Annotated in this window: 20 protein-coding genes and 2 pseudogenes; 7 read left to right on the forward strand and 15 right to left on the reverse strand. The window is 41.2% G+C overall.

Translation table 11 applies throughout. From position 1 onward, the window contains the following. Nucleotides 1–71 precede the first annotated feature (71 nt). From asd to AC27HD_RS03990, 3 genes are all read left to right on the forward strand, one after another. On the forward strand, nt 72–1,226 hold the full coding sequence (gene asd / locus AC27HD_RS03980) for an aspartate-semialdehyde dehydrogenase (protein WP_487103970.1): 1,155 nt from the start codon (nt 72–74) through the stop codon (nt 1,224–1,226). Between the two features lie 375 nt (nt 1,227–1,601). Then, nucleotides 1,602–1,889 carry a hypothetical protein gene (locus tag AC27HD_RS03985; RefSeq protein WP_487103972.1) on the forward strand — a complete coding sequence of 96 codons (288 nt, stop codon included), beginning with the start codon at nt 1,602–1,604 and terminating at the stop codon, nt 1,887–1,889. A gap of 53 nt (nt 1,890–1,942) precedes the next feature. Further along, nucleotides 1,943–2,506, forward strand: a complete 564-nt coding sequence (locus tag AC27HD_RS03990; protein ID WP_487103974.1) for a CBS domain-containing protein — start codon at nt 1,943–1,945, stop codon at nt 2,504–2,506. Between the two features lie 70 nt (nt 2,507–2,576). Here the strand turns inward: AC27HD_RS03990 and AC27HD_RS03995 are convergent, their stop codons facing one another. Continuing rightward, nucleotides 2,577–3,593 (reverse strand): 2-dehydropantoate 2-reductase, encoded by a 1,017-nt coding sequence (locus tag AC27HD_RS03995; protein WP_487103975.1) that lies wholly within the window; start codon nt 3,591–3,593, stop codon nt 2,577–2,579. An 888-nt stretch (nt 3,594–4,481) separates the two neighbouring features. Here AC27HD_RS03995 and AC27HD_RS04000 point away from each other — a divergent pair. Both AC27HD_RS04000 and AC27HD_RS04005 read left to right on the forward strand, forming a co-directional pair. After that, nucleotides 4,482–6,221 carry a protein adenylyltransferase SelO family protein gene (locus AC27HD_RS04000; protein WP_487103977.1) on the forward strand — a complete coding sequence of 580 codons (1,740 nt, stop codon included), beginning with the start codon at nt 4,482–4,484 and terminating at the stop codon, nt 6,219–6,221. A 437-nt stretch (nt 6,222–6,658) separates the two neighbouring features. Then, nucleotides 6,659–7,633, forward strand: a complete 975-nt coding sequence (locus AC27HD_RS04005; RefSeq protein ID WP_487103979.1) for a GGDEF domain-containing protein — start codon at nt 6,659–6,661, stop codon at nt 7,631–7,633. A 40-nt stretch (nt 7,634–7,673) separates the two neighbouring features. On the opposite strand, the gene AC27HD_RS04010 is transcribed toward AC27HD_RS04005, so the two are convergent. Then, the gene (locus tag AC27HD_RS04010; RefSeq protein ID WP_487103981.1) at nt 7,674–8,054 is read right to left on the reverse strand and encodes a glutathione S-transferase N-terminal domain-containing protein; all 381 of its coding nucleotides are present in this window, start codon (nt 8,052–8,054) and stop codon (nt 7,674–7,676) included. A gap of 549 nt (nt 8,055–8,603) precedes the next feature. Here AC27HD_RS04010 and AC27HD_RS04015 point away from each other — a divergent pair. Further along, nucleotides 8,604–9,038, forward strand: a complete 435-nt coding sequence (locus tag AC27HD_RS04015; protein WP_487103983.1) for a DUF1499 domain-containing protein — start codon at nt 8,604–8,606, stop codon at nt 9,036–9,038. Nucleotides 9,039–9,072: 34 nt separating this feature from the next. Here the strand turns inward: AC27HD_RS04015 and nei are convergent, their stop codons facing one another. The 6 genes and pseudogenes from nei to AC27HD_RS04045 all read right to left on the reverse strand — a co-directional run. Beyond that, the gene (gene nei, locus AC27HD_RS04020; protein WP_487103985.1) at nt 9,073–9,897 is read right to left on the reverse strand and encodes an endonuclease VIII; all 825 of its coding nucleotides are present in this window, start codon (nt 9,895–9,897) and stop codon (nt 9,073–9,075) included. Nucleotides 9,898–10,213: 316 nt separating this feature from the next. After that, nucleotides 10,214–10,954, reverse strand: a complete 741-nt coding sequence (locus AC27HD_RS04025) for a hypothetical protein (RefSeq protein ID WP_487103987.1) — start codon at nt 10,952–10,954, stop codon at nt 10,214–10,216. Between the two features lie 247 nt (nt 10,955–11,201). Further along, nucleotides 11,202–12,152: a tyrosine-type recombinase/integrase gene (locus AC27HD_RS04030; RefSeq protein ID WP_487103989.1), complete on the reverse strand. Its 951-nt coding sequence runs from the start codon at nt 12,150–12,152 to the stop codon at nt 11,202–11,204. Between the two features lie 26 nt (nt 12,153–12,178). Further along, nucleotides 12,179–12,664, reverse strand: a complete 486-nt coding sequence (locus AC27HD_RS04035; protein WP_487103991.1) for a hypothetical protein — start codon at nt 12,662–12,664, stop codon at nt 12,179–12,181. A gap of 556 nt (nt 12,665–13,220) precedes the next feature. Continuing rightward, entirely contained in the window at nt 13,221–13,646 is a 426-nt protein-coding gene (locus AC27HD_RS04040) for a hypothetical protein (protein ID WP_287009062.1), read from the reverse strand. Between the two features lie 966 nt (nt 13,647–14,612). Continuing rightward, nucleotides 14,613–14,708, reverse strand: a pseudogene (locus tag AC27HD_RS04045) (transposase); the annotation flags it as partial. Nucleotides 14,709–14,758: 50 nt separating this feature from the next. On the opposite strand from AC27HD_RS04045, the pseudogene AC27HD_RS04050 reads away from it, so the two are divergent. Beyond that, a pseudogene (locus AC27HD_RS04050) lies at nt 14,759–14,964 on the forward strand (IS3 family transposase); the annotation flags it as partial. Nucleotides 14,965–15,067: 103 nt separating this feature from the next. On the opposite strand, the gene AC27HD_RS04055 reads toward AC27HD_RS04050, so the two are convergent. The 7 genes from AC27HD_RS04055 to AC27HD_RS04085 form a co-directional block, all read right to left on the reverse strand. Beyond that, nucleotides 15,068–15,586, reverse strand: a complete 519-nt coding sequence (locus AC27HD_RS04055; RefSeq protein WP_487103993.1) for a hypothetical protein — start codon at nt 15,584–15,586, stop codon at nt 15,068–15,070. Between the two features lie 298 nt (nt 15,587–15,884). Continuing rightward, nucleotides 15,885–16,427, reverse strand: a complete 543-nt coding sequence (locus AC27HD_RS04060; RefSeq protein ID WP_487103994.1) for a hypothetical protein — start codon at nt 16,425–16,427, stop codon at nt 15,885–15,887. Nucleotides 16,428–17,117: 690 nt separating this feature from the next. Further along, the gene (locus tag AC27HD_RS04065; RefSeq protein WP_487103995.1) at nt 17,118–17,981 is read right to left on the reverse strand and encodes a hypothetical protein; all 864 of its coding nucleotides are present in this window, start codon (nt 17,979–17,981) and stop codon (nt 17,118–17,120) included. Between the two features lie 147 nt (nt 17,982–18,128). Then, nucleotides 18,129–18,818 carry a hypothetical protein gene (locus tag AC27HD_RS04070; RefSeq protein ID WP_487103996.1) on the reverse strand — a complete coding sequence of 230 codons (690 nt, stop codon included), beginning with the start codon at nt 18,816–18,818 and terminating at the stop codon, nt 18,129–18,131. A gap of 214 nt (nt 18,819–19,032) precedes the next feature. Further along, nucleotides 19,033–19,920 (reverse strand): hypothetical protein, encoded by an 888-nt coding sequence (locus AC27HD_RS04075; protein WP_487103997.1) that lies wholly within the window; start codon nt 19,918–19,920, stop codon nt 19,033–19,035. A 245-nt stretch (nt 19,921–20,165) separates the two neighbouring features. After that, nucleotides 20,166–21,491, reverse strand: a complete 1,326-nt coding sequence (locus AC27HD_RS04080) for a hypothetical protein (protein WP_487103999.1) — start codon at nt 21,489–21,491, stop codon at nt 20,166–20,168. 114 nt (nt 21,492–21,605) lie between these two features. Next, complete coding sequence (locus AC27HD_RS04085) at nt 21,606–22,316, reverse strand: hypothetical protein (RefSeq protein WP_487104001.1); 711 nt, start codon at nt 22,314–22,316, stop codon at nt 21,606–21,608. Between the last annotated feature and the right edge of the window lie 92 nt (nt 22,317–22,408).

Raw genomic sequence — 22,408 nt, forward strand, 5'->3', positions numbered from 1 at the left:
GCTTTCGTAGGTAATGTTACGCTACAGGAAAGGCCGTACTTATCATTTTAGCAACAAGGGTTCTCAATTCAATGGCACAACAAAAAGTAGGTTTAGTGGGCTGGCGCGGTATGGTTGGCTCAGTATTAATGCAGCGCATGCAAGAAGAAGACGATTTTGCGCATATTGAGCCCACCTTTTTTACCACCTCACAAAAGGGCACACCTGCCCCAGTTTTTGGTAGCAATTCCGCGGGTGATGACACTCACAATGGAAATGGTGTTTTAGAAGATGCCTTCGATATTGATGCGCTTTGTCAGCAAGATATCATTATTACCTGTCAAGGCGGTGATTACACTAAAGCCGTTTACGAAGACTTGCGCGCAACCGGATGGAAGGGATATTGGATAGACGCAGCGTCTGCACTTCGAATGAATGATGATGCTATTATCGTACTCGACCCGGTTAATAACAGTGAAATTACATCTGGCATCGACGCTGGCGTTCGCACCTTTGTGGGCGGCAACTGCACCGTCTCGTTGATGTTATTAGCACTTGGTGGTCTGTTTGAAAAAGATTTAGTTGAATGGGCATCGCCTATGACCTACCAAGCTGCGTCGGGTTCTGGCGCTAAACATATGCGAGAGCTTATCTCGCAAATGGGCGCTATTTCTGACAATGTAAAAGCCAGCGTTGAAGACCCAGCAACCGCCATTCTTGATATCGACCGACAAGTGGCAGAGTTTATTCGCAGCGACGATTACCCCAGCGAACAATTTGGCGTACCGCTAGCGGGCAGCCTCATCCCCTATATTGACTCTCAGTTACCGTCTGGGCAAAGTCGCGAGGAATGGAAAGCGCAAGCTGAGGCAAATAAAATATTAGGCATTAGCAACACTGAGCAAAAAGAAATACCTATCGACGGTATTTGCGTGCGTGTTGGTGCAATGCGTTGCCACAGTCAGGCCATTACCATTAAGCTTAAAAAAGACCTTCCTGTAGAGGAAATAGAAACCATTTTGGCATCACATAATGAGTGGGTAAAAGTTGTGCCTAATGATAGAGACGCTACTATGCAAGAACTTACCCCTGCCAAAGTAACGGGTACATTAACCATACCCGTTGGTCGAATTCGTAAACTAACGCTGGGGCCAGAATATATTTCCGCTTTCACCGTAGGCGACCAGCTCTTGTGGGGTGCCGCAGAGCCACTGCGCAGAATGCTGCGCATAGTACTTAAGAAGTAACATTGGAAAAATGATCTTAGAAAAATAGCACTGGAAAACAATCCATTGTGCCCTAAATACCAAGAAGGGCGATAATTGTGCCAGTCAAAAAAATTGACTGGCACTTTTTCTTTTCAACGTCGCTTAAGTATCTTATGGGTCTTTTTACTAGGGAAATGGTCCTCCTACTTCATCCACTATTCGCCGCCACGCGCTCATCCTCGCGTCCGCAAGCGCCCACTGCATTCTACATAACTGCCCAATATACGCCCCGCAAGCGCCCAAGATACGATAGCTCGGTGAAAAATTACGACAAAACGGCCTATTTCGAAAACAAAACATACCTATATTATGTTTAGGGAAAGATCCCTACCACTTTGAGCTGGAGTTTTACTTTTGAATTTATTATTGCTGCTTATTACGCTTTCATTATTCGTACCGGAAAATGGTACAGATGGCGCGTTTAGCAATGATATTTCACCAGTAAATTATAGCGAAACTGTTTCACCCTATGCGTCAGCAGAACAAGCAGGCGACTATGATGATATCGACGACACCTCCGTATTAAATTATACGTATGTCGTCAGCATTCAACATATTAACGCTAGTGCTTTTGCTTGTGTTTACAACGATGTTGCAAGCTGTCCAGCACACCTTATTCGAGCCCCACCCCAACGCAGTTAAACAAAACCGTTCGTCTCTTTTTAACATTTGTTTACTACTTTAAGGGGAAGGTAATGCATACCTTACAACTTCATAAAACTGATGCAGCAGACCGTCTTGCATGGCCTGTAATTGAAACCAATGTAACGTTAACCTCATCTGCAATGTCGGTATTTACTGACTTTAAGCAGTACATGCCGTTGGTAATTGATGAAAATGCTCCGGCCACGAGAGTTGAAAATAGAATGCGGCAATCACACGTTCGAATGATGTTAGTGGTTAATGCGAGTAATGCGTTTTCTGGCATTATTACGTCTGAAGACGTTAATGAACAGCACATTGTAAAGCAAATTGCTGAGTTGCAATTACCGAGAGATAGCTTAGTGGTACGTGATTTTATGCAAGACAAAACGTCCCTAATGTCATTCGACTATACTGAACTAGCAAAATCCACGGTGGGTGACGTTATTGAAACGCTGAAAGATTACGGCCAACATCACTGCCTAGTGCTCGACAGAGGAACGCATGAAGTTCGAGGGGTAATCAGCGTTAGCGATATTGCTCGTAAACTGAAGGCTCCTCTTGATGTGCAAGACAAGCCCACCTTCTCACAGCTCATTCGCGCCCTTGCGGCCTAATAACTAGGGTAAAACAGCGCATACAATCGCTTTATGACTGTTGCGCTGTTTGTCACTCCTAGTGCGGTCTTCATGCTACCATCAATTCCTCTGCCGATAGATGTGGTGAGCCTGTAGCGCTTTTCTCAGCGAGCTTTACCAAGGCTGTAATGTGGCTATTAACAGGTGTCGGTATATTCACCTGTTTTCCTAACCGCACAATTTCCCCATTAAGAAAGTCGATTTCAGTTGGCCTGTTGAGCTGTAGGTCTTCATACATAGAAGAGCGTGCTTGAGGGTCTATTTTCAGCGTAGAGGCAGCAACCAACTTAAAGAGGCCGTTTGGGAGTGACAAAATATAGGGCATCAAAGATGGTATAACCTTACCCAATCGCGCAGGCGTAATTCCTTTGGCCTTGAGAACGGCCAAGGCTTCTTTTTGTATCGCTGCGACTACTTTTCGATAATCTCTATTGCCTAGCTGTTGCTGAAGCGGAATACCAGAGAGTGCGTTAACCGCATTATTAAGGTTAATAATTAATTTACCATACTGAACGCTAGTCAAATCGTCATAAACATCAACGGGCAGTGCTGCACTGTGCAGCTGCGTGAGCAGAGCCTGGCAAACATCATCTTTATTTTCTATTGCTAAGCTGCCTTGAGTGCCACAATGAAAATGCCCTTCACCTTGATAAAAAATATTAAAAGGCACCATTCCTTTCAGTACCGTTTGATGCAGTGATGCTTGAAGTAATTCGCCATTGCCAACGCCGTTTTGAAAACTTACCACTACCGCATTCGGGGAGGCATATTGCTTTATCAATTCCGCCGCGCTCTGTGTGTCTAAGCTTTTAACGCACAGCAATATAAAGTCAGCTTCAGCAAGTACATCATTATCTGTAGTGAAATGAATATCGCTTGCGCTCACAGTGCTATTTCGATGTTCCCAATCAGTTAATCGCAACCCGTGCTGCGCTATATCGTGTTGTAAGCGGGCTCTTCCCAATAGACTTACATTGGCTCCTGCGGCAATTAGACACCCGCCAATGTAGCACCCCACGCTGCCTGCGCCGAGTATGACTATTTTTGTTGATTTATTATTTGTCATTAGTTTCAAATCCAGTAGAGCATTAATTGGTTGGCGCTACGCAATCAGCATTTTTGCTAGCTTGCTAAAACCACTAAGACCAACTAATACGACAAGCAAGTACGATGAGCTATTCCGATATGCTATTAACTGCAATCATCTAAAACATCTTATTTATCCGCCTAAGCAGGCATGCAGTTGCATAGCCCCTTCTTTTGGTTCTGCAATATAAATCAGTAGTATGCCAACACATTGGATAGTTAGGTTGCTCTTAATCCATCAAAAAGTAAACACGCCAGGTGCCTGTTTATGTGTTTACTCTCCTTTGCAACCGACGAATGAATGAGCGCATTTTTTTGAGCGTAAAGTAAAAGAAAGCGAAACAAACAAAGTCGAAAAAAATGTACTTATACTTTGAAAGAGCAGAGGCATTTAACGCTAAATCGGCCTCACCAATAAAAGACATAGGGTTAATAGAAAACGGGAGGTTTAAATAACTAAGAACACTGTATTGAAGAAGTTTACTGCATAGTGTTACACCAAGGAGAAGAATGACTCCATCGAAAACTTTGTGAGCGAAAGATATGTTTTTCATAGCGCAGACCTAAAATGTATAGAACTCTGCCAGTAATAGCGACAAGTGAAACACGTTATTGTGATGCGTATGAGCTTAGTGCAAATGGCTGTTGATAAAATACTGTACCCTAGTCCTAAATTAGCACCGTTAGAGAGTATCGCTAATTATTACCGTTAAATGATGCTTTTATCGCAGAAGATATTTACCCGTTGCACTTTCGGATATCTACTCACGTATAGAGTACCGCGAGCTGAGTTTTGCACTACAGATGTGTCTTTCAATACATTTGTAGTAGCATGTCGTTCAAATCAAACGTTTTAAAAGAGGCGCCAATGTTAGATGATCAACAAGATAAAGCTCAGCAACCCATTCAAACAGTAAGCGACCTTGCAAAACACCTTGATTACTCGTTTCTCAACAGCCTTGTTATGGACCCAGATGCTAGAGCAGACGGCAGTGAGCATAACCCAAGACAAGTATTCTCAGGCCATTATGTACCGGTAACGCCCACCCCAATAGCTAATCCCAAATACGTAGCGCATAGCCCTATGTTCTTTGAAGAATTAGGGTTTGATAATAGCCTTGCGCGCACCCCTGAATTTATGCGCTTGTTCTCTGGCGATATGTCTTCACTCCCTGCTGAGATAAAGCCACATGGATGGGCTACCGGCTATGCACTGTCAATCTACGGCACTGAATATATTCAGCAATGTCCATTTTCAACGGGCAATGGGTATGGAGATGGGCGAGCCCTTTCTATATTGGAGACCGTGACCAACGGAAAGCGCTATGAAATGCAGTTAAAGGGCGCAGGAAGAACACCATATTGCCGAGGTGCCGACGGCAGGGCTGTGTTGCGCTCTAGCGTGAGAGAGTTTTTAGTACAAGAGCATATGCACGCACTGGGCGTTCCTACGTCTCGTTCCCTCAGCTTATTTATGTCTCAGTCGGAAACGGTGGACAGGCCTTGGTATTTAGAAGGGTCAAACTCCCAAGACCCCGAAGTGATGGTGCCAAACCTCGTGGCAATATCAACCCGCGTTGCCCCCTCATTTATGAGAGTAGGTCAGCTAGAGCTTTTTGGAAGACGGGCGAGAAGCAATCAACATCCTTCAGCTTTACACGAGCTAAAACTGCTGGTTAAACACTTAATTGAGCGTGAGTATAAGAGTGATATTGATACGAACCAGCCATTTGAAGCTCAGCTAGTCGCCCTTGCTACTGCGTTTCAAGACAGACTCACGTCGCTTGTGGCGCACTGGGTTCGAATAGGCTATTGCCAAGGTAATTTCAACAGCGACAATTGCGCGGCGGGAGGTTATACACTGGATTATGGACCGTTTGGTTTTTGTGAACTGTTCGATCCAGCTTACCAACCATGGACGGGTGGAGGTCGCCACTTCTCATTCCTCAACCAGCCCGTAGCAGCAGAAAAGAACTTCGGCATGTTTTGTCGTGCAATTGAGCCATTGCTTACCGACACGCCACAGGAACTAGAGGCACTGCGCAATATAAACGAAAATTTCGCCTCGGTTATGCAGCAAAAAATGAACACCATGTGGGCAGCAAAACTGGGGCTTGCTGCTTATGATAATGAACTACTGCTTCAACTTTTACACTTAATGATGCGCACGGGGGCAGACTATAACCACTTTTTTAGAGAGCTATCTCACCTTCCTAGTGATGTTGAAGCGCTGACGACGAGTTTTTACGCACCACTAAAAGAGGATATGGTTGCTCAGTGGAATGAGTGGATTCAAAATTGGCGAGCCCAGCTAGAAAAGTCAGGTGAAAAGTCGTCTGAAGAGACAGGTAAAGAGTCAAATAATGTTGACGAATGCGCGAGAAGAATGAAGCTTACCAACCCAAAATTTACGTGGCGTGAATGGTTCGTTGTGCCAGCGTATAAAGAGGCAGAAGGGGGTAACTTCGACCGCATTCATGCTTTGCAAGATGTGCTTACTAATCCATATGAAGAACAATCAGAACATGCGCAAAGCCGGTATTACCAGTTGCGCCCCAGAGAGTTTTTTGGCGCTGGCGGCATTTCTCATTATAGCTGTTCTTCTTAGAAGAATAGCTGTTTGGGTAAAACAGACCACAGGCACTTCAATCACTTAGTTCAAGGTTTTGGTTCAACGTCTTATTTCAAGGTCTTATTTTAAGAGCCTGGCTCAGCAGTCTGTATGGCCAAGTATTTTATATCACAGCATATACAACAGCATAGCCAGCACCATCTCTAATCTGCTCCGACAGTCTTTATAGTCAAACTACATAAACAGTTGGGAAGCCCAAATTTAGGGTTTCTTCCCAGACCTTCCTTGCAGTGCTTCCTTGCCGGATTCTTAAGCAATAAACTTTACGCATCAAGAGTATGAACTACTATGTAAGGGAGGAAAACTCATTGAATGTCTGCACGTTGACGCCGTCGCACCGATAAATTTCACCGCTATAAACATTATCATTCTTTATTGATGACAGTGTGTAGTTTGAATAAAGGGAGAGTGTAGTGCTTGAAATAATTTTCAACGGTAGCTTTATGCCACACGGACACTGTCTTTTGTGGCGTTGGGATTTACTGTTTCTACATGTAACCGGTGATGCGCTCACAGCAACATCTTACGCATTGATCCCCATTGCGCTGATACATATCGTTCGTAAACGAGATGATTTAAAATTTGACCGCCTTTTTTTACTCTTCGCTGGCTTTATCAGCTTTTGTGGCATTACGCATTTGTTAGGGCTGGTAAATATCTGGCACGGGTATTACTTTATTGAGGGCCTGGCAAAGCTCACTACAGGAATAGTTTCAGCGGTGACCGCATTGGCACTATGGAAGCTCACACCGACCATTGTCGCGCTTCCCAGCTCTGCTTTACTGGCGCAGCGCAATAAAGAGCTTCTGAACGCGCAAGAAGAACTTAAAGAGATTAACCTTACGCTGGAGGCGAAAATAGAAGCGCGCACTCGAGAGCTTCATATACAAGCCAACACCGATCCACTCACATCTATTCTTAACCGACGCGCTATATTGCAACATTTGGAGAATGAAATTAGTCAGTGTGAACGCCATGATCAACTCTGCTCAGTGTTGATGCTTGACGTGGACTATTTCAAGAAAATAAACGACAGCTATGGCCATCAATTTGGCGACGACGTGCTAGTGATGATAGCCGATACCATTACACAAACATGCAGGCAAACTGATTATGTTGGACGCTATGGTGGTGAAGAGTTTCTTATTGTTTTGGTGCAAACTAATGAGCAACAAGCCAAAGAGTTAGCCGAGCGGATAAGAAAAAACATTTCTGCATTGTCATCGCTTTCGCCGCTGTTATTACAAAGCGAATGTTCGATAAGCTGTAGCATAGGCATTGCAACACTCACCGAAGATCACAATATCCATGCACTAATAAAACGTGCAGATGAGGCCGTGTATAACGCAAAACATGGGGGTAGAAACCGCGTGGCAACCTCAAAATAAAAAAACGCTGTCATCTCAGACAGCGTAATTAACAATTCGGCTATTTTGCTTCAACAAAACGCTCTTCTAAGTAACCAATAATAGCTTTAGAATCATACATCCATTCAACGCCCTTTTCGTTTTCGATGCGAAGGCATGGTGTTTGAATTTTTCCGCCGCCCTGTAACAACTCTTCTCTATAGGGCGAACCCTCTGATACATTTCGCTTTTGAATGGGTACATTGTATTTATACATTGCTCTGCGCGTTTTGATACAGAAAGGGCAACCAAAGAATTGGTACAACGCTAATTTCTGACTTTCTTCAGCCACCTGCACTTGCTTTTCTGGCGAACGCTTTAGTTTAGTGCCGCGGGTAACAACATCGAAAAAGGCAATGATGGCACCGAGTAAGTTGCGAATAAGGTTTATAAAGAGTTTCATTTTACAGCTCTACTAACGAATGATGAAAAGACAGCGTGATTGTACTACTTAGTGTCACCTGTTGATAATTAAGATCAGGAAATTTATTGATGTGCGCAATGCTAGAGTTCGTATTCTTAAAAAATTTTTAATTTTTCTATATCGATACGCCGAGTTTGATGCATAGAAGACGAAACCCCTTACCTCATTTATCGCCCTTTGATGAGCAAACAGCGAAAGCAGAGGAAAATTTGTGCTAATGTGTAACAGTAGGGCGTGTTGATCTTTGCTGTACATTTTTGCAGCGGTCTGTGAGCTATTTAGACAAGGCGAATGGTTGAAGGTCTAGCGGGCTAAATCGAAACCATTTAACGCAGGATAAATAGCTCACAGGCGCTGCCCGAAGGGGGCGTTATGGAAGCATTTTACTCTTTGTCACAGCCCTTTGACTTAGCCCACTAGGCCTACAGGACTGTTTCGCGATTAAAATGCTTCCATTTAGCCCAAAAATCGTACAACAAAGATCAACACGCCCTAGTAAAACGTGATATTTATACAAAAAGAGAAATGATGAAAAAGCTGTATTTATTACTTTGTTCTTTAACGCTTGTAGGCTGCTCTGTTACTCCGCCAGAGCTGGGTATAAGCGGCGAATCGCTTAAAGACTGCCCTGCTACTCCCAACTGCATTAGCAGTATGAACAATGGCTCTGGGGATATGGTACCAATTCTATTTAACGGTTCAAAGGCAATCACAAAGGAAAAGTTGCTTAGCGTTATACATTCACTACCTCGAACCACCGTAGTTGAAAAACGAGATAATTACTTGAGAGTAGAGTTCAGGTCGCATTTATTTGGCTTTGTTGATGATGTTGAGTTTTTACTATCTCAAACACAAGATAATAAAACGAAAATTGACTTTAGATCGGCATCACGGCTTGGGTTGTCCGACCTAGGTGTAAATAAAGCGCGAATGAAAAAAATTACTGCGTTGTTTGCCAAGTAATACCGTTCCCGGTTTTTAGGATAAGGTAATTCAACTAGATGAATGGCTGACAGCTTTCACACCAATATATCCGGCGTCCATTCCGCTGCCTTTTAATTATTGGTGTAACACATTCTCTACAAGGAAGTTCCTCGCGATTGAACACCATAAACCGAACGCTTTCATAGCTTCCCTTGGTTTTTGCAAGCGCAGTGGCCGTACTCGTTGGCACTGTATGCCCTCGTGTTTTATACGCTCGCTTACCTACCGCTATCGTTTGTTTGGCAAGGGCCTCTATTTGCTCTGAGGTTAACTGCTTAGGTTTGTAGTCAGGATGCACGCCTGCGGCAAACAGTATTTCACTTCGCAAATAGTTACCAATACCCGCTACAAAATGCTGGTCGAGATACAGTGCGCTTAAACTGCGATTGCAGAAGCGTGCTGAAAGAAGTCGTTTACTTAGGGTTTGCCACTTTAAATTCTTCTGAAGTATGTCTGGACCAATCTTTGTCAAAAATGGATGGACGAGAAGCTCTTCAGGCTGATAAATACCAATATCTGACGCACTATAAAGCAATGCGCTCTTTTCCTTGGTGTGAAGCGCTAATCGCAGGGAACGCTTGGTAGCGGGTAACTCGCCTCTTTTTGCGGTCATCCAAACGCCATAAAGTTGATTATGAGAGTAAACCGAAAGCTGATTATCAAAATGAATAAGCATGGCCTTTCCTCTCGTCTCTACTTGCTCAACCCGTCGGCCTTTTAGCTTGGCAGCGCCTTGAGTTAGGTGAGGCAAGCCAACCTCTATCTCTTCTATCTGCTGACCTTCAATAACCTTAGCAATTTTATCCGCAGCAAGACGAATTTCTGGACCCTCTGGCATTTCACTACACCCTTATGCGGATAACAATAAAACTAATAACACTAATAACACTAATAACACTAATAACACTAAGATTTTACGTTTGAATTCTGTGAAGGGATTTTTATTTTTTTAGTTGTTATAAACCAAAGTTGTTCAGACACAAAAACGCCCCGTTCTTTTCAAAGAAACGGGGCGTTTTTGTTTATTTGGCGGAGAGAGAGGGATTCGAACCCTCCCCCCTTTAAGTAAGCAATTGATTTTAAAAAATAAAGTGATGATAAATATGGGTATTATTTAATAGTTTTTTGCTCTCTCTGATCCCAAATTGATCCCATCATTTAGGTAGGTTGAAGCTTGGCTTCTTCTTCACTACTTTCCAAGCGCAACAAAGTAAACTAAAGAAAAACATTAGTAATATACTAGGCTCTGATACATTTACGATATTTGAGTTCTGAGCTTTCTCCCTAACTAAAGCGACACCAAGGGTTCTAGTGTGTACATTCATGTTACCAGTTAAATGGGAAACATATATTTCACTCGCATAAGGACGATTGAATGTTGTGCTAAAAAAGTCTCCTTGTACCAGAACTCTGTTGGGTGCCTGTACTGTTGAGGTATTTTCACCAAACTGTGCGTAGGAATAAGATAAAGGATCTACACCCGTAGTATTGGCAGATAAGGTGTAGGTATTTCCGAATAATGTCGTAAATTGTGTAAATGGATCTTCACTTAAATTGTCACCTCGTACATACGGTCCCTTTTTATCTTGAAAGGTGCGGTAATCAGTATCAATCTCTAGTCCAAAATTAAATGTATTAAGTAAACCAGCGACTTGTTCATTATTTGCTAATTTCCAGCCGCCACCATCGTAACTTTGAGCTATTCCCGAAAGAGCCTGGTTTGGAGATAAGTTAATAGTTTTTGACCACTGCAACCACTCCAAGTTATCACTAGAAGAGATAATTCCTTTGTCAGTATCTAGCGAATAACCATTAATCGAAATAATACTCGCGCTAGTAGCTGCGTGAACACTAAAAAACAAAAAAGTAATTAAATAATATGGTCTTAACGACATACAACATCCATGTAAAAAATTAATTTGTCGTGAAGACTAAATCACTTAAGTAGCATTTACAATATACCGTTGACGTCGAATCAATCAAAATCATAAAAAATAGTCAGCAGTTTGAAAATCTTTTTAAGTTAAAAAATTAAGACTCTAAATTTTCTACAAAATTCGAAACTACACTTAACAAATTAGTACAATTATCATCCAAATTACCAAGTGAAATATTCTGTAAAAACCTTATTAGTGATGGCTATTATGGACTATTTGGCAGGTGAATTAGTTTGGGTTGACGCTCAATAACAACAGAGTGTATGGACTCCCAAGCTTTCAATTTTTGCTTATTATCTAAATTAATTCGCATTGGTACTGTCGGCTGCCGACACTTCTCTTTCTTTTTTAACCGATTTTTTTCTAGTGGCTTATTTTCGGTAGACCAAAGATTATCTAACTTGATATTAATCATTTTAGTTTTTTCAGGCGAGTTGCGAAGCTGAACCGCACCTGCATAAAACTTTATTGTTGTTGAATGATTCGCGTGAGTGAGCTGTTTACAAAAATCTTCGACAGCGACCCCAGCATCCTGAAACGTTTTTACTGCCGTATGTCGCAATTGCTTTGGAGGTATTGGCTTTTGAATGCCTGCATATTCTTGCAATCGATAGAATTCTTTTCTGTATTCTTTTTCGGTGTAAGTATTTCCTGTAGCTGGGTTGATTACGAGCGGCGTGACACTCTGAAGCTCCACTTCGTTATTCTGGTTTAATACTTCGAGTTGTCTGCTACTGTAACCCTGGGCATCCTCTATTAAGCGCTCTAAATAGAGTTTAGCTACACCGAATACGTCTACAACACTCAGACATTTATTGTATGTTTTGGGTTGTTTGAATTGTTCGAGAACAAGAGACCGGACTACGTTAATCTTATAGTCACCATTTTCGTCTCTTAACACATCTTCCAATGCAATAGCGCGAGCTTCACCAGATCGTGTAGCAACCGACTTTGCAGTTAATAATGCTGAATCTCTTATAATGTGTAAGTTATGTTGCAACAACTCTTCATGACTCAGCGCCTCTAAAGTCTGTAGATCATCTACTGAAAGTGTTTTTGTATCGTCAACTGTTTTTTCTTGTTGCTCGAATCGAGAGAGGTATTTCTTCAGCTTCTTGAAATCAACTGCGCCTTGGTTTACCAGCGTGATATTCATAAGCTTCGCTCTGGATATTATCTGCTCTAACATCCATAATGATTAAGTTTTTCCAGTGGTATATGATTAAAATGCTTCACAAGTCGATTTAGAAGCGTTTTATAACCTTTTATAGTTGCAGGCTTTAAACCTACCAGCTCATTGCTCTGGTAATCTGCGCAAACATCTTTGACCGTTATTCTTACTGAGCTACGCTTCTCACATCTTGTTTTCTCAGTAATGAGATCACACTCATTTGCGATTATGAGTTCTTTTGATCTCTTTGCCGAAGATACCGCCCCATTGTATGTCGCATCACCTAAATTTATTCGTATAGGCTTACCTTTCACCCTCTTTGCAAATCGAATTACTTTTCCATGATTGCTTAAATTTACGCCTCCAAAATAATCTATAAGAAGCTTAAGCACTGCTTTATCAAGTAAGACATCACAGTTTTGTCCCAGCCACGCAAAGTCTAACTCGCCGTTTGGGAGTAGACCATTTATTGTAGGTTGGCTATTGGGAAGCATCACTAAACGTCAGTTTTGGAAAAGTCTGAGACGCTACACGGTGTGAATCATAGCTGGTTTAACGATAAATAATGAATACATATTACTGCTCTCTGAATACTAGGTTGAGAACAGTGTAAAGAAAAATCCATTTTCTCCCTAAACTTCTATGTTTTTGAAAACGGTAAATTTATCTTTATTTTTCATTCAGTTATTACTAACAATAGAAATTCTCAAAAAAATAAATTTATTTTTTTTGCTTTATCAGAAGGGTATTTATTCCGAAGGGTGCCATCCATGGCAAGGACATAATCGTTTCATATCCAATCAAGTAGGCTTTCTAAAGTGCTAATTTTATGACGTTAATCAAATCTCCAGAGTGTAGTGAGTAACAATTCACGGCCACTTTTAGCTCTTGAGTCATCTTTATAATATGCTCTCATACCGAATAACACTTTATGAAGACAAACAAGGTTCAGGAAAACAAAGCCTAGGTTTAACGTCAAAAAAAACGAAGCGAGACAAATACCGCTGACGGTGCCCAGGGCAAGGCAAATTACTTGATGGGCTTCCAACTCACTCACCAATCACCCCAGCTATCATCAAACGAATGGTCCGTGGAAGTATCACTTAAATCATCATCTAAAAAGTTCGTCGTGGTGGCGTCATCAAAGCTATCAGTGTTAACACTTAAAATACTCGAAGTTCCAATATCCATATCAGCTGTGTCTGATTCATCAATTGAATTGCTCATTTGATGCAAGCCATCCATTGGTGCTAAATCGCTTTCAGTTCCTAGTTTGTCGCAGACACCAAGTGGATTGCCTCCGACGTCAATATGAGAGCAACTATCGACAAACGGTAAACCTGAGCAAGGATTGACCACAGTCAAAGAGCTGTCTTCCATACCCGATGGCGAATCAATCGTTTTTGATTGAGTAAAGTCAGTCTGGTGAGTAAGGTGCGGTATGCCAATAAGTTCTATCAACGACATTATCTTTTTCATTAAATTCTCCGTTAAGTGATTGTCTACAGTAGAAAATTTAATGAAATTGTGATACTTTTCAAATTCTTTGACTGCAACGTTCAGCAGCAAAAATTTGCTAGTTCCCTGCTTTTTTGTCTATTTTGGTTATTTATTCATACAAACAAGGTAGAGCGCCGAGCATTGAAACAATGCCAGCACACTGGATTTGAATACACAACAGGTTTAACGCACTCACACTGCTATTTAGCTTAGAAACATATCTTTTCAGTCATTTTTAACGCCTCCAGATTTGAAAAAGTTTGCCGATTCATACTCAATCAAGCCAATATTTGTTATTGCAGTTTGGATGCAGCCTTATGCACGCTTAGCCTCATACCAGCTGTGCATGGACTGGTTAGTGTGGTTACCCAACTGAAATTATCAGAGATTCTGGACTTCCTTAATGTTTTGAGTCCAAGCTTCAATTTAAACGCTTGCAAGTGCTCCTCCCTCGATACGTAGAAAAAACACCAACCAATTTTTCACCCAGCGCTTCATATTCAGCCCTACTTTCAAAAAAAAGATGCATAAAAAACTCTCGGCAAAATCAGTATTGCGGTATTGGCAACCGTCAATCAAAACAAGAGGCTCATTCAACAAAAAATACTATAAGCCCACTCATTTTTTAAAAAAATACGTTGGGTGATAATTGCCGTTGTTAATGTGCAAACTTTTAAACGAAAGAAATGAGTATTGTTGCCGTTGACGTTTTGATAAATGAATGGCAACTATAGACAATGAGCGGTCATTCAGATGTCACACGTTTCTGCCCCATTCCGTGCCAGTGACAATCAACCTCTCGAACTACAGAGCCTTACCTTCCCTAATACTTTGAAAGCGTCTGCGGATTGCCAAAAACTGAGCCATGGAAATCGTTCCAATATTTAATATGAAAAATAGTCAGACGCGCCACCTGTCTTGTGTAATTACCTGAACAGTATAAAAGCCATGTTGACAGCAGACTTCCTCAACTTTCATACCTGCATCAACTTCTTTTAACACCCTGATGCTCTGAGATTCTGTGTAGCGTGATTTTTTCATAGTCGTTCCCTGCATTAATGATTGCAGAAAACTCCAATTATGCCTGTCCCAGTGCAGGGGGAACTGGACTTTGGGATAATGCTACTGTTGAATCGCTTTTAAGCAGCTTAAAGCATGACTCGCTGTTGAAAGCCTCTCATCCAACACGGGAGCATATGAAAATGATGTGACAGCGTATATGCGCTACTACAACTTAGAAACGCTTCATAACGCTAACGATAATCTATCACCAATAGAGTACGAGAAAACTCCTTAAGAAATGTGTCCTGATTTAGTTGTACAGAACATTACGCGGAGGGCTTAATTTATCGAATAATGCACACTTCGGACTTGAATTCGCGACAGATATCCTGCTCAATTCAGTCTTCAGTTTTTTTTGCAGTCTCGTATTTATTTTTAGCACTCAAATATGCTAAATATTTTTCAGCAAGAGATTTATTTTTTTTGATTAGTTCTGACATTAAATTCGCCATGTCTTTATTTTTTTCTCCTACACGTCGCCTGGCACTCGCATTATCTGGAACAGCATTCATAATGTTTGAAATTGAAGTTCGTCCCCCGACTCGGTCAACGGCTTTGTCCATCTCATCGCTTTTAATTGTCTCAAAAAAATTTGGCACACAAATACGTTTTTTGACTCGCGTAAAGTCATGTATTGACTGCATTTTACAATCCATTTGCATTTCACGGTCTTTAACGAGAGCATTGTACGCATCATAAAAGTTATCTTCGGCTTTTATAAAATCTTTCTTCAATAGAAATAGTGGCTTCTTTCCGATAACTTCAATACTTTCAATTTCATTTTCAGTGGATGTATCCGCAACTACCACGTTTACAAAAAACAATGAAACGATAATTGAGATTGAATAGTTAGACATACTTATAACCTAGTTAAGCAAATTTTTAGAGTTTAGATTGACATATAATTCTTACACGCCGCTTATATTACGAGCGGAACATTGCTCCGTCACCACCAACCCTGCTTTTGAACATCGATTCTCTACCCCATTCCCAATCGACAATGCTACCTTGACCGGTCCGTATATAAGAAAATCTCTAAACATCACACTAGAGACTTCAGGTGGCGCACGAGCAGCTGTATGCCAATGACGCGGAGTGAGGAAAAACCCCATGTGCGATACCTCATAAGAAGCTGCAAACTGAATTAGTTAACAGCTATTTCTCATCTAGCTCAAGTCGCTCTTGGTAAAGATTGCGTGCTTCAACCAGTTTGTTGTATCTCTCAAGTAATTTGGGATTAGTTTTTAAATGTTCAATGATGTTGTTAAGCTGTTGTTCACTATAATCATCAGTTGCAACTTTAAGGCGAGAGCGTGGTACCGGTAGGTATAAGGGGTTACGGCCGAGATATTCGCTCGGTGCTCGTAGAGAGTTAATGAGGTCCATTTGTTCAAACATCGCGATACTAGCAAATGCCGGAATACATTTTCTTTCCTTTATTCTTGAAAACGTATGGCGAGCCACCTGCTTGCATTCAACCTTAAACTTTCGGTTTGTAGTTATGTCATTGTAGAGTTCGTAAAAATTTAGTTCAGCGCTGTTGACCAGCTTCTTAAAAAAGGAAACCGGTCGCTTTCCCGTAACCTCTATTACTTCGATTTCTTGAGAATCGGTTGTGCTTCCGAAACTCATGGTAGAAAACAATGGTGTAAACACCAACACAGACCATGTTACTAATTGTCTTATATTAATCATCACTTGTTTAATTCCTTTTATTTTGCGACTTAGATAAAGTATCGGGTAATGAGTACGGAAACTACCCTTTACCCATATTTATTTCTACTTAGCTAGCAGAAGGCAGGGCTATCGCCACCAAAACCTAGCGTGGTAGTCGGCTCTCCCCCCAGTCGAAATCAACAAATTTGCAAGCACCACATCTAGGAGAGCCGCCCGTAAGAGGATTCGGATTGCTGCAAGCATCCGCATCTTTTCTGCTACTAGTCCACTTATTTAAGTCATCTTTTTGCCACGTTAAACACAAACGATTTTGTATTCGCCATAAATCTTTTACTCTTCAAGTTAGGTTGAATTATTTAATCTCACTTACATCGTCGACAAACTAGCTGCTGCTAAAGACCTCCAACTAGGTTTCGGAGTTGGCTTAATATATTTTGCGATAGCAAATCTCATTGTTCTGATAGATTTTCAATATGTCTACAAATTGTTCCATTCGAGCTGAATACCTGCTCTCTGTTTGTCGACATGAAATATTCCTTTCTATAGGCCATTAATTCGGCCTTTTTCCGAATCTTCAACGTCTGCTTCACGTACTTTCTAGACGCACAGATATTGTTGACAGTCTCAGTTAGACAAATTGCAGACCTTCTGCGCCCGCATTTTTTGTTGGTTTGTAGCGCTGCGGAAAACCAATCCGACAACATGCGCTTGTTACATTTCTGCCAACATAATTTCGGGGAAAAGCTCCCGTTGCTCGTCAGAACCGATTTGATGGTAAGTAAGACTTTCACCATCTGCTCCGATCTTAGTTACCAGCTTTGCGTGAAACAGATAGTCATCTTTTTCTCGAACTACACTAGCAATTTGGGAACCAATCAACTTAAGTTTGGATCTTTTATCTTTACGGAAGCACACATTGAAATGGCCTTTCTTTGCAACAGACGGGTAACACCAAGCATCTTGAAAATCAGGAGGTAAATCAAAGTAATCCTTAGTTATCGATTCAGAGATTCTATAAAGGTACTCTGTACCCACACCAACATCTCTAATGAACTCATGTTTCAAAAAATCTTGAATCATCTTAGATTTAAGCACTTCCTCTGCATTTAGCCCTTCAGTAGTTGGCAGTGCCCCAATCATGGTTACATTAATTTGCTCTAGCGCTTCGTAAACAATAAGTGAAAACAACTCACCATCTGGAATCTTCAATTCCTCTACTGCAACAAAAGGTGAAGGCGCTGTATACAACAAAGCTTCATTGTCTCGATTTAGCCTTCCTGCTTTCACGATATGTTCAGGAGGCTCCCAACAATCAGACACCCTAGACATAGTTTGGAAAGGAATTTTTCGATCACTCTCAGGCAATGCTCGAACTCGGTAAAACCTTGTACCAACTGGATAACTAGCATTCATCGGCATCAATACTGAAATGTTGCCATGCGGAGTGCTAAAAGTAATCACATCAGCTATAGCTTTTTGAATTTCCTGATATGACATTCGTTTGAAGTCTAAATCACGAAATCTATCAATCTTGTCGTGTAAATGCGACGCATCAACGTGCTTTAGAAAATCCATCAAGTTGACCACTAATCCCTCTCAAGAAATGTAACGCCCCAACTTTGGGGCACAAATATATGGGCTAAAATTACGAGCGAAGCGTGGGTGCCCATGTATTTGTGTCCCAGCGAACGCAGTGAGTGACAACAGTTGTTTGGTTAGCGTTCATATCTCATTCAGTTCTAGCTTCATCTGCTCTTTTAAAGCATTATGACAGTTTTGTGCGTCTTGCCCGAATATGGTCGCTTTTTCCTGATATGGGGTGATCAAAGTTTGATCTGCCCAGAACTCTTGCGTTGACATGAATCTAAGCATTTCGGTAGAAGCATCGGTTGCATTTTTTACCGCTATTTCTAACTTATCCACTAACGAGTCAACTTCCTTCGAAGCTATCAACCGAATGCTATTTTGTTCAGTTTTAACTTTAAGATGTTCCTCATTCAAGTCAAATACAAGCGATTGAACGTCTTGATTATATTTAACAATTGCCTTGTTTTTGACCGTCTCATCATCTTCTAAACAAGCAGTTAAAAATTCAGTCATGATTGGCTGAAACTTCTCTACAAAGATTGAATTACACTTTCCGTGGAACTCATCAAGTAGAGAAAAGTATTTTGAGAATTGGAGCCTTTTATCCTCATATTGATATTTTCTTTTTTCAATATCTAAAGAGTGCTGTTTTTTAATTTTTTCTGTTTCGACCCGATACTTTGCAACAATCTTCTGTTTGTCTTCTTCAAGCTGGCGATTATCTTCAATAAGCGCCCGGTTTTTACCCTTAATCTTTAAATACGCGGTCAGGTAAATCGAAAGAGCACCCAAGGCAAAGCAAAAAATATCAAATAACACATCCATGCTCAATATGAACTCCATTACGGCTAACTGCCTATTACTAAGACTTCATAATAACACCCGTTTTCCCTTAAAAACCATATTTTGTATTTTCATGGGAAGAATATGAAATGTCCGCTTTACGTACGCAGCTTCCTAATAGCAAGCACTGCCGGGCATCAAAAGACCATGAACGTACGAGTAACGCCTTGCCTACGGAAATTTCGAACGTAGTAGCTCATGTCTCCGAGTACGGTAGTTTTTGTGCATTATCAATCAATGTCACTGCCACATTGTAATCTGGAAAAATCGCCAAATATTTACTATCAGTAATTTCGAGAGTTGCCTTTATATATTCCTCTCCCAAATAACCATGCTGACACAGAGTATCTTTCAAATTAACCAATTGCGATTGAAGATGCTCTTCTAAATTTCTTAACATTGATCGTTGTCGGTCTGTATTGATAATTGATCGGGCGTTATATCCGGAACTTACAACGCCATCACCAATAGGTGCGTATATCGTCCCATCCGATACTGTAGAAAAGTTATTCAGATTCTTTGATCTTAAAGTTAGTCTTTCATTTTCCGATAATTCAGTAGCAGATATAACATTCTTGATTTGATAGTGACTAACAACATCAGGCCAGTTCCTATGAATTATCTCAACTATATCCTGATCCGCCCAAGCACCATGACGAAATACATTGATTGCATAGAATTTATTTTTCGTAATAAGGGCGAAGAGTAAAGGTCCGGTTCTCTCAATGAAATTTCCGTCTAGCGACTCGCCCAAATGAAAATGATGGACCCCCCAGTCATTTAACAACGAATCTTTATTATTTAGTTTGCCAACTAACTTGCTCAAATTTGGAGTGATATCTTCACCAGATTCAACTACGCTTTTCAAGCGTTCCCAGCCAGCCTGAAGGTTTACAGGGCAAGTAAAAATATCAGAAACTTCAACGCTTCTTATTCTTTGATCGGGCCTACGTTTTTCAGCGTTAAAGTACAGATATGGCAACTCCTCTTCTTTAATGCCCGAAATATCATACCCCCAGTGATTCCGAAGAATCTCTTTAAGGATATTTAACCAGTCGCCAAAAAAATCTGAACTTAACTGCATTTTTACTCCTTGTAAGCAAACAGCATATTAGTGAGGCCTCGTAATACCACCCGATTCCTGTGAATAACCATATTCTGTGTTTTCGTCTGAAAGGTAAAGTCTCTATGCAAATGGAGTAATACGACGGAGCTGTCTTTGTTCAAGCGGCACTGACTGTTTGGCTTCAGACAAACAGCGGACGTTCAACGTCCGGAACCCCGGACAATTTGAAACACGGCGTAAAATTGTTCCAAGTGCTAACGTCGTTATGTTTTTGTTACTCTATGCCATATATAGACTGGAGTTTTCTTGAAGTCCTGATGACGACCAACTGAGTCCAAAGTTTCAGTCGCTCCTCCCGCTGCCGCAACCATAAGAGATGGAATAAGCGGCAGAGCCGAACCTGAGAGCATCGCAGTTGTTATTCCGCCTAATGAGAGAAGTGCCCCTTTTGTTGCAGATCGGGTAATTGATCGAGCGTTACGTCTCAATTCATCGATCTGTGGCAGGATTTCATTATTAAAGTATAGTTGAGCCTTGGCTTCAAAGTTTTCTATGTCAACATCTTTCAGGTGCTCTACCGCAAACAGAACAGATGAGTTGAATCTTTCGAATGCTGCAGGATATTTTTCGCGTAATTCAATGATCATTTCAGGACTGTCTATATTAATCAACGCTTTGTTCGCGTTAAAAAATTTACAGGGCCTATTTGACTGGGAAACATTTTCCGTACCGGATAGACTTAGTAACTCAGATTCGAATTCAGATTCTGTGACATAAGTGTGGCCTAACTGTCCAGCAAGCTTGGTTTCGTTATATATGTTCTTTAGCCTAACTCTCATCGCTTGGTTAATTGATTGATAGGCCCATCGATCGAATTCTTTTTTGTCCAAGAATTTTTCTGGTTCCCATACCTGCTTAAACCTTATTTCTCCATCTTTCTCTGTAACTTCTTTGATTGTTTGAAATAGATAGAGCTGGACGCCTTTTTTCCAGAAGTCCCCGCTGAAGCCAACATTTAACGCTGGCCTGCGCTTTTCCGATGCATTCTCATTCAAGATTAGCATTCTGCCATTGTCATCTCGCACTACCGACTTGAGGTGGGCGCGGCTATGTATGAAGTCATGCAATTCATCTGGAATACTTGATCTAAACGCGTCGTCTGAATGTAGAAGCGGAATGTCATCGCTGGGTCTATTGAGCAAAGAAAGCGGTATTACCTTAATGAGATCCGATTGAATAAGATGAAAATACCTAGAAAATAGTCTCACACCTTCTTTTATAGTGGATAAGCTGATAGTCGAGCTTGAAGAGATCAACGGATCGTCAATTATTATCGATTGATAAACCAGAGCTGATGGTAGAATTTTTCCCGCTGTTGCTTCCGTTGACTCAGAACCAAAAAGTGCTCTGAGACTATTGGAAGCCCTAGATGACTCTAACTCATAATTCACGGTTTGAACTCTACCGTTCATATATTGAGAAATTCGAGCAGAGACCTCATCATCTGGCAGATTAGAAAGCTCTACTGGGTCACCAGATGCTGTGAGCAACCCTGAATCAATTAACAGATTTATCGCAAGCCTGCTCATATTGTCTCCAGAAAAACACGACGCCCCAAGCAAGGGCAATATCACGTGGACTATAATACGGAAGTGACGGGAGCCTTCGTGTTAGTGCCCCGCTACCTTGGTTTGTAAGGCCGCTTACGACTTAATATCTACGACCCTATAATTTCTTTTACTTTTCCTGCTTTCTCGCCAAATTTCAACTCTATATTGGTCTGGTGGGGGTAAAGGCTGGTGAGGCGCGGGCTTACCTTTTTCCCTTTTTACTTTTACAGGAATTTCCAACAACTCCCCATCAGCATCTTCAAATTCAAAGGATTCTTGCTCTGGCTGCAACTTCGTTTCTTTGAGTGACTTTTGCAATGCTTTTTTAAATTCTGGAGCTTCGTCTAGTTCATTACCGAAAATTATTTTCGATTGAATCATCGCTTCTTCCGCTGACATTTTACCCTGCTCGACTTTTCTAAACAGGTATCTTAGTTGGGATAGAGCTTGCCCATTATTACGGATTTTAAACTGAGACTTGGGAGTGGAAAATGGGAGTTTGGCTCTATTACCTAGAAAGTTTCCAGCAGCCACGACTTGACTATGAATAGTTTGCAAACCGCTTATAAAAGAGCCGTATTGCCCAATACCAAAATATAAGACTCCTAACGTCGCAACAATTTTACCCGACGCTTTTATTGAGCCTTCTTCAACATCTAAAGAAAGCGAAAAATCAGCAAGGTTTGTAGCGGTAGCGACAAACTCATACCATTCATCAAACAATGTTGTTGAATAGTTTTCAAAGTCGCTGCGTGGCAATGTTTGCCCGCCTATATATATATTAGTTTCAGAAATATTTGCCATGTTATTACATCCTTGTGCTACGAACGCGGCCTAACAGCTTAATACTGAGATTTCATAGTAACACCCGCTTCCCTAGAAAAACCATATTCTGT

The sequence above is a fragment of the Alteromonas sp. 4NS20-0143 genome (assembly GCF_057542855.1).

Coding starts and splice junctions, on each gene's coding strand:
- AC27HD_RS04065 (WP_487103995.1), bottom strand. CDS start 17,981: ATGGATTTTCTAAAGCACGTTGATGCGTCGCATTTACACGACAAGATT.
- AC27HD_RS03995 (WP_487103975.1), bottom strand. CDS start 3,593: ATGACAAATAATAAATCAACAAAAATAGTCATACTCGGCGCAGGCAGC.
- AC27HD_RS04000 (WP_487103977.1), top strand. CDS start 4,482: ATGTTAGATGATCAACAAGATAAAGCTCAGCAACCCATTCAAACAGTA.
- AC27HD_RS04080 (WP_487103999.1), bottom strand. CDS start 21,491: ATGAGCAGGCTTGCGATAAATCTGTTAATTGATTCAGGGTTGCTCACA.
- AC27HD_RS04075 (WP_487103997.1), bottom strand. CDS start 19,920: ATGCAGTTAAGTTCAGATTTTTTTGGCGACTGGTTAAATATCCTTAAA.
- AC27HD_RS04010 (WP_487103981.1), bottom strand. CDS start 8,054: ATGAAACTCTTTATAAACCTTATTCGCAACTTACTCGGTGCCATCATT.
- AC27HD_RS04085 (WP_487104001.1), bottom strand. CDS start 22,316: ATGGCAAATATTTCTGAAACTAATATATATATAGGCGGGCAAACATTG.
- nei (WP_487103985.1), bottom strand. CDS start 9,897: ATGCCAGAGGGTCCAGAAATTCGTCTTGCTGCGGATAAAATTGCTAAG.
- AC27HD_RS03990 (WP_487103974.1), top strand. CDS start 1,943: ATGCATACCTTACAACTTCATAAAACTGATGCAGCAGACCGTCTTGCA.
- AC27HD_RS04025 (WP_487103987.1), bottom strand. CDS start 10,954: ATGTCGTTAAGACCATATTATTTAATTACTTTTTTGTTTTTTAGTGTT.
- AC27HD_RS04030 (WP_487103989.1), bottom strand. CDS start 12,152: ATGAATATCACGCTGGTAAACCAAGGCGCAGTTGATTTCAAGAAGCTG.
- asd (WP_487103970.1), top strand. CDS start 72: ATGGCACAACAAAAAGTAGGTTTAGTGGGCTGGCGCGGTATGGTTGGC.
- AC27HD_RS04055 (WP_487103993.1), bottom strand. CDS start 15,586: ATGTCTAACTATTCAATCTCAATTATCGTTTCATTGTTTTTTGTAAAC.
- AC27HD_RS04040 (WP_287009062.1), bottom strand. CDS start 13,646: ATGAAAAAGATAATGTCGTTGATAGAACTTATTGGCATACCGCACCTT.
- AC27HD_RS04015 (WP_487103983.1), top strand. CDS start 8,604: ATGAAAAAGCTGTATTTATTACTTTGTTCTTTAACGCTTGTAGGCTGC.
- AC27HD_RS04070 (WP_487103996.1), bottom strand. CDS start 18,818: ATGGATGTGTTATTTGATATTTTTTGCTTTGCCTTGGGTGCTCTTTCG.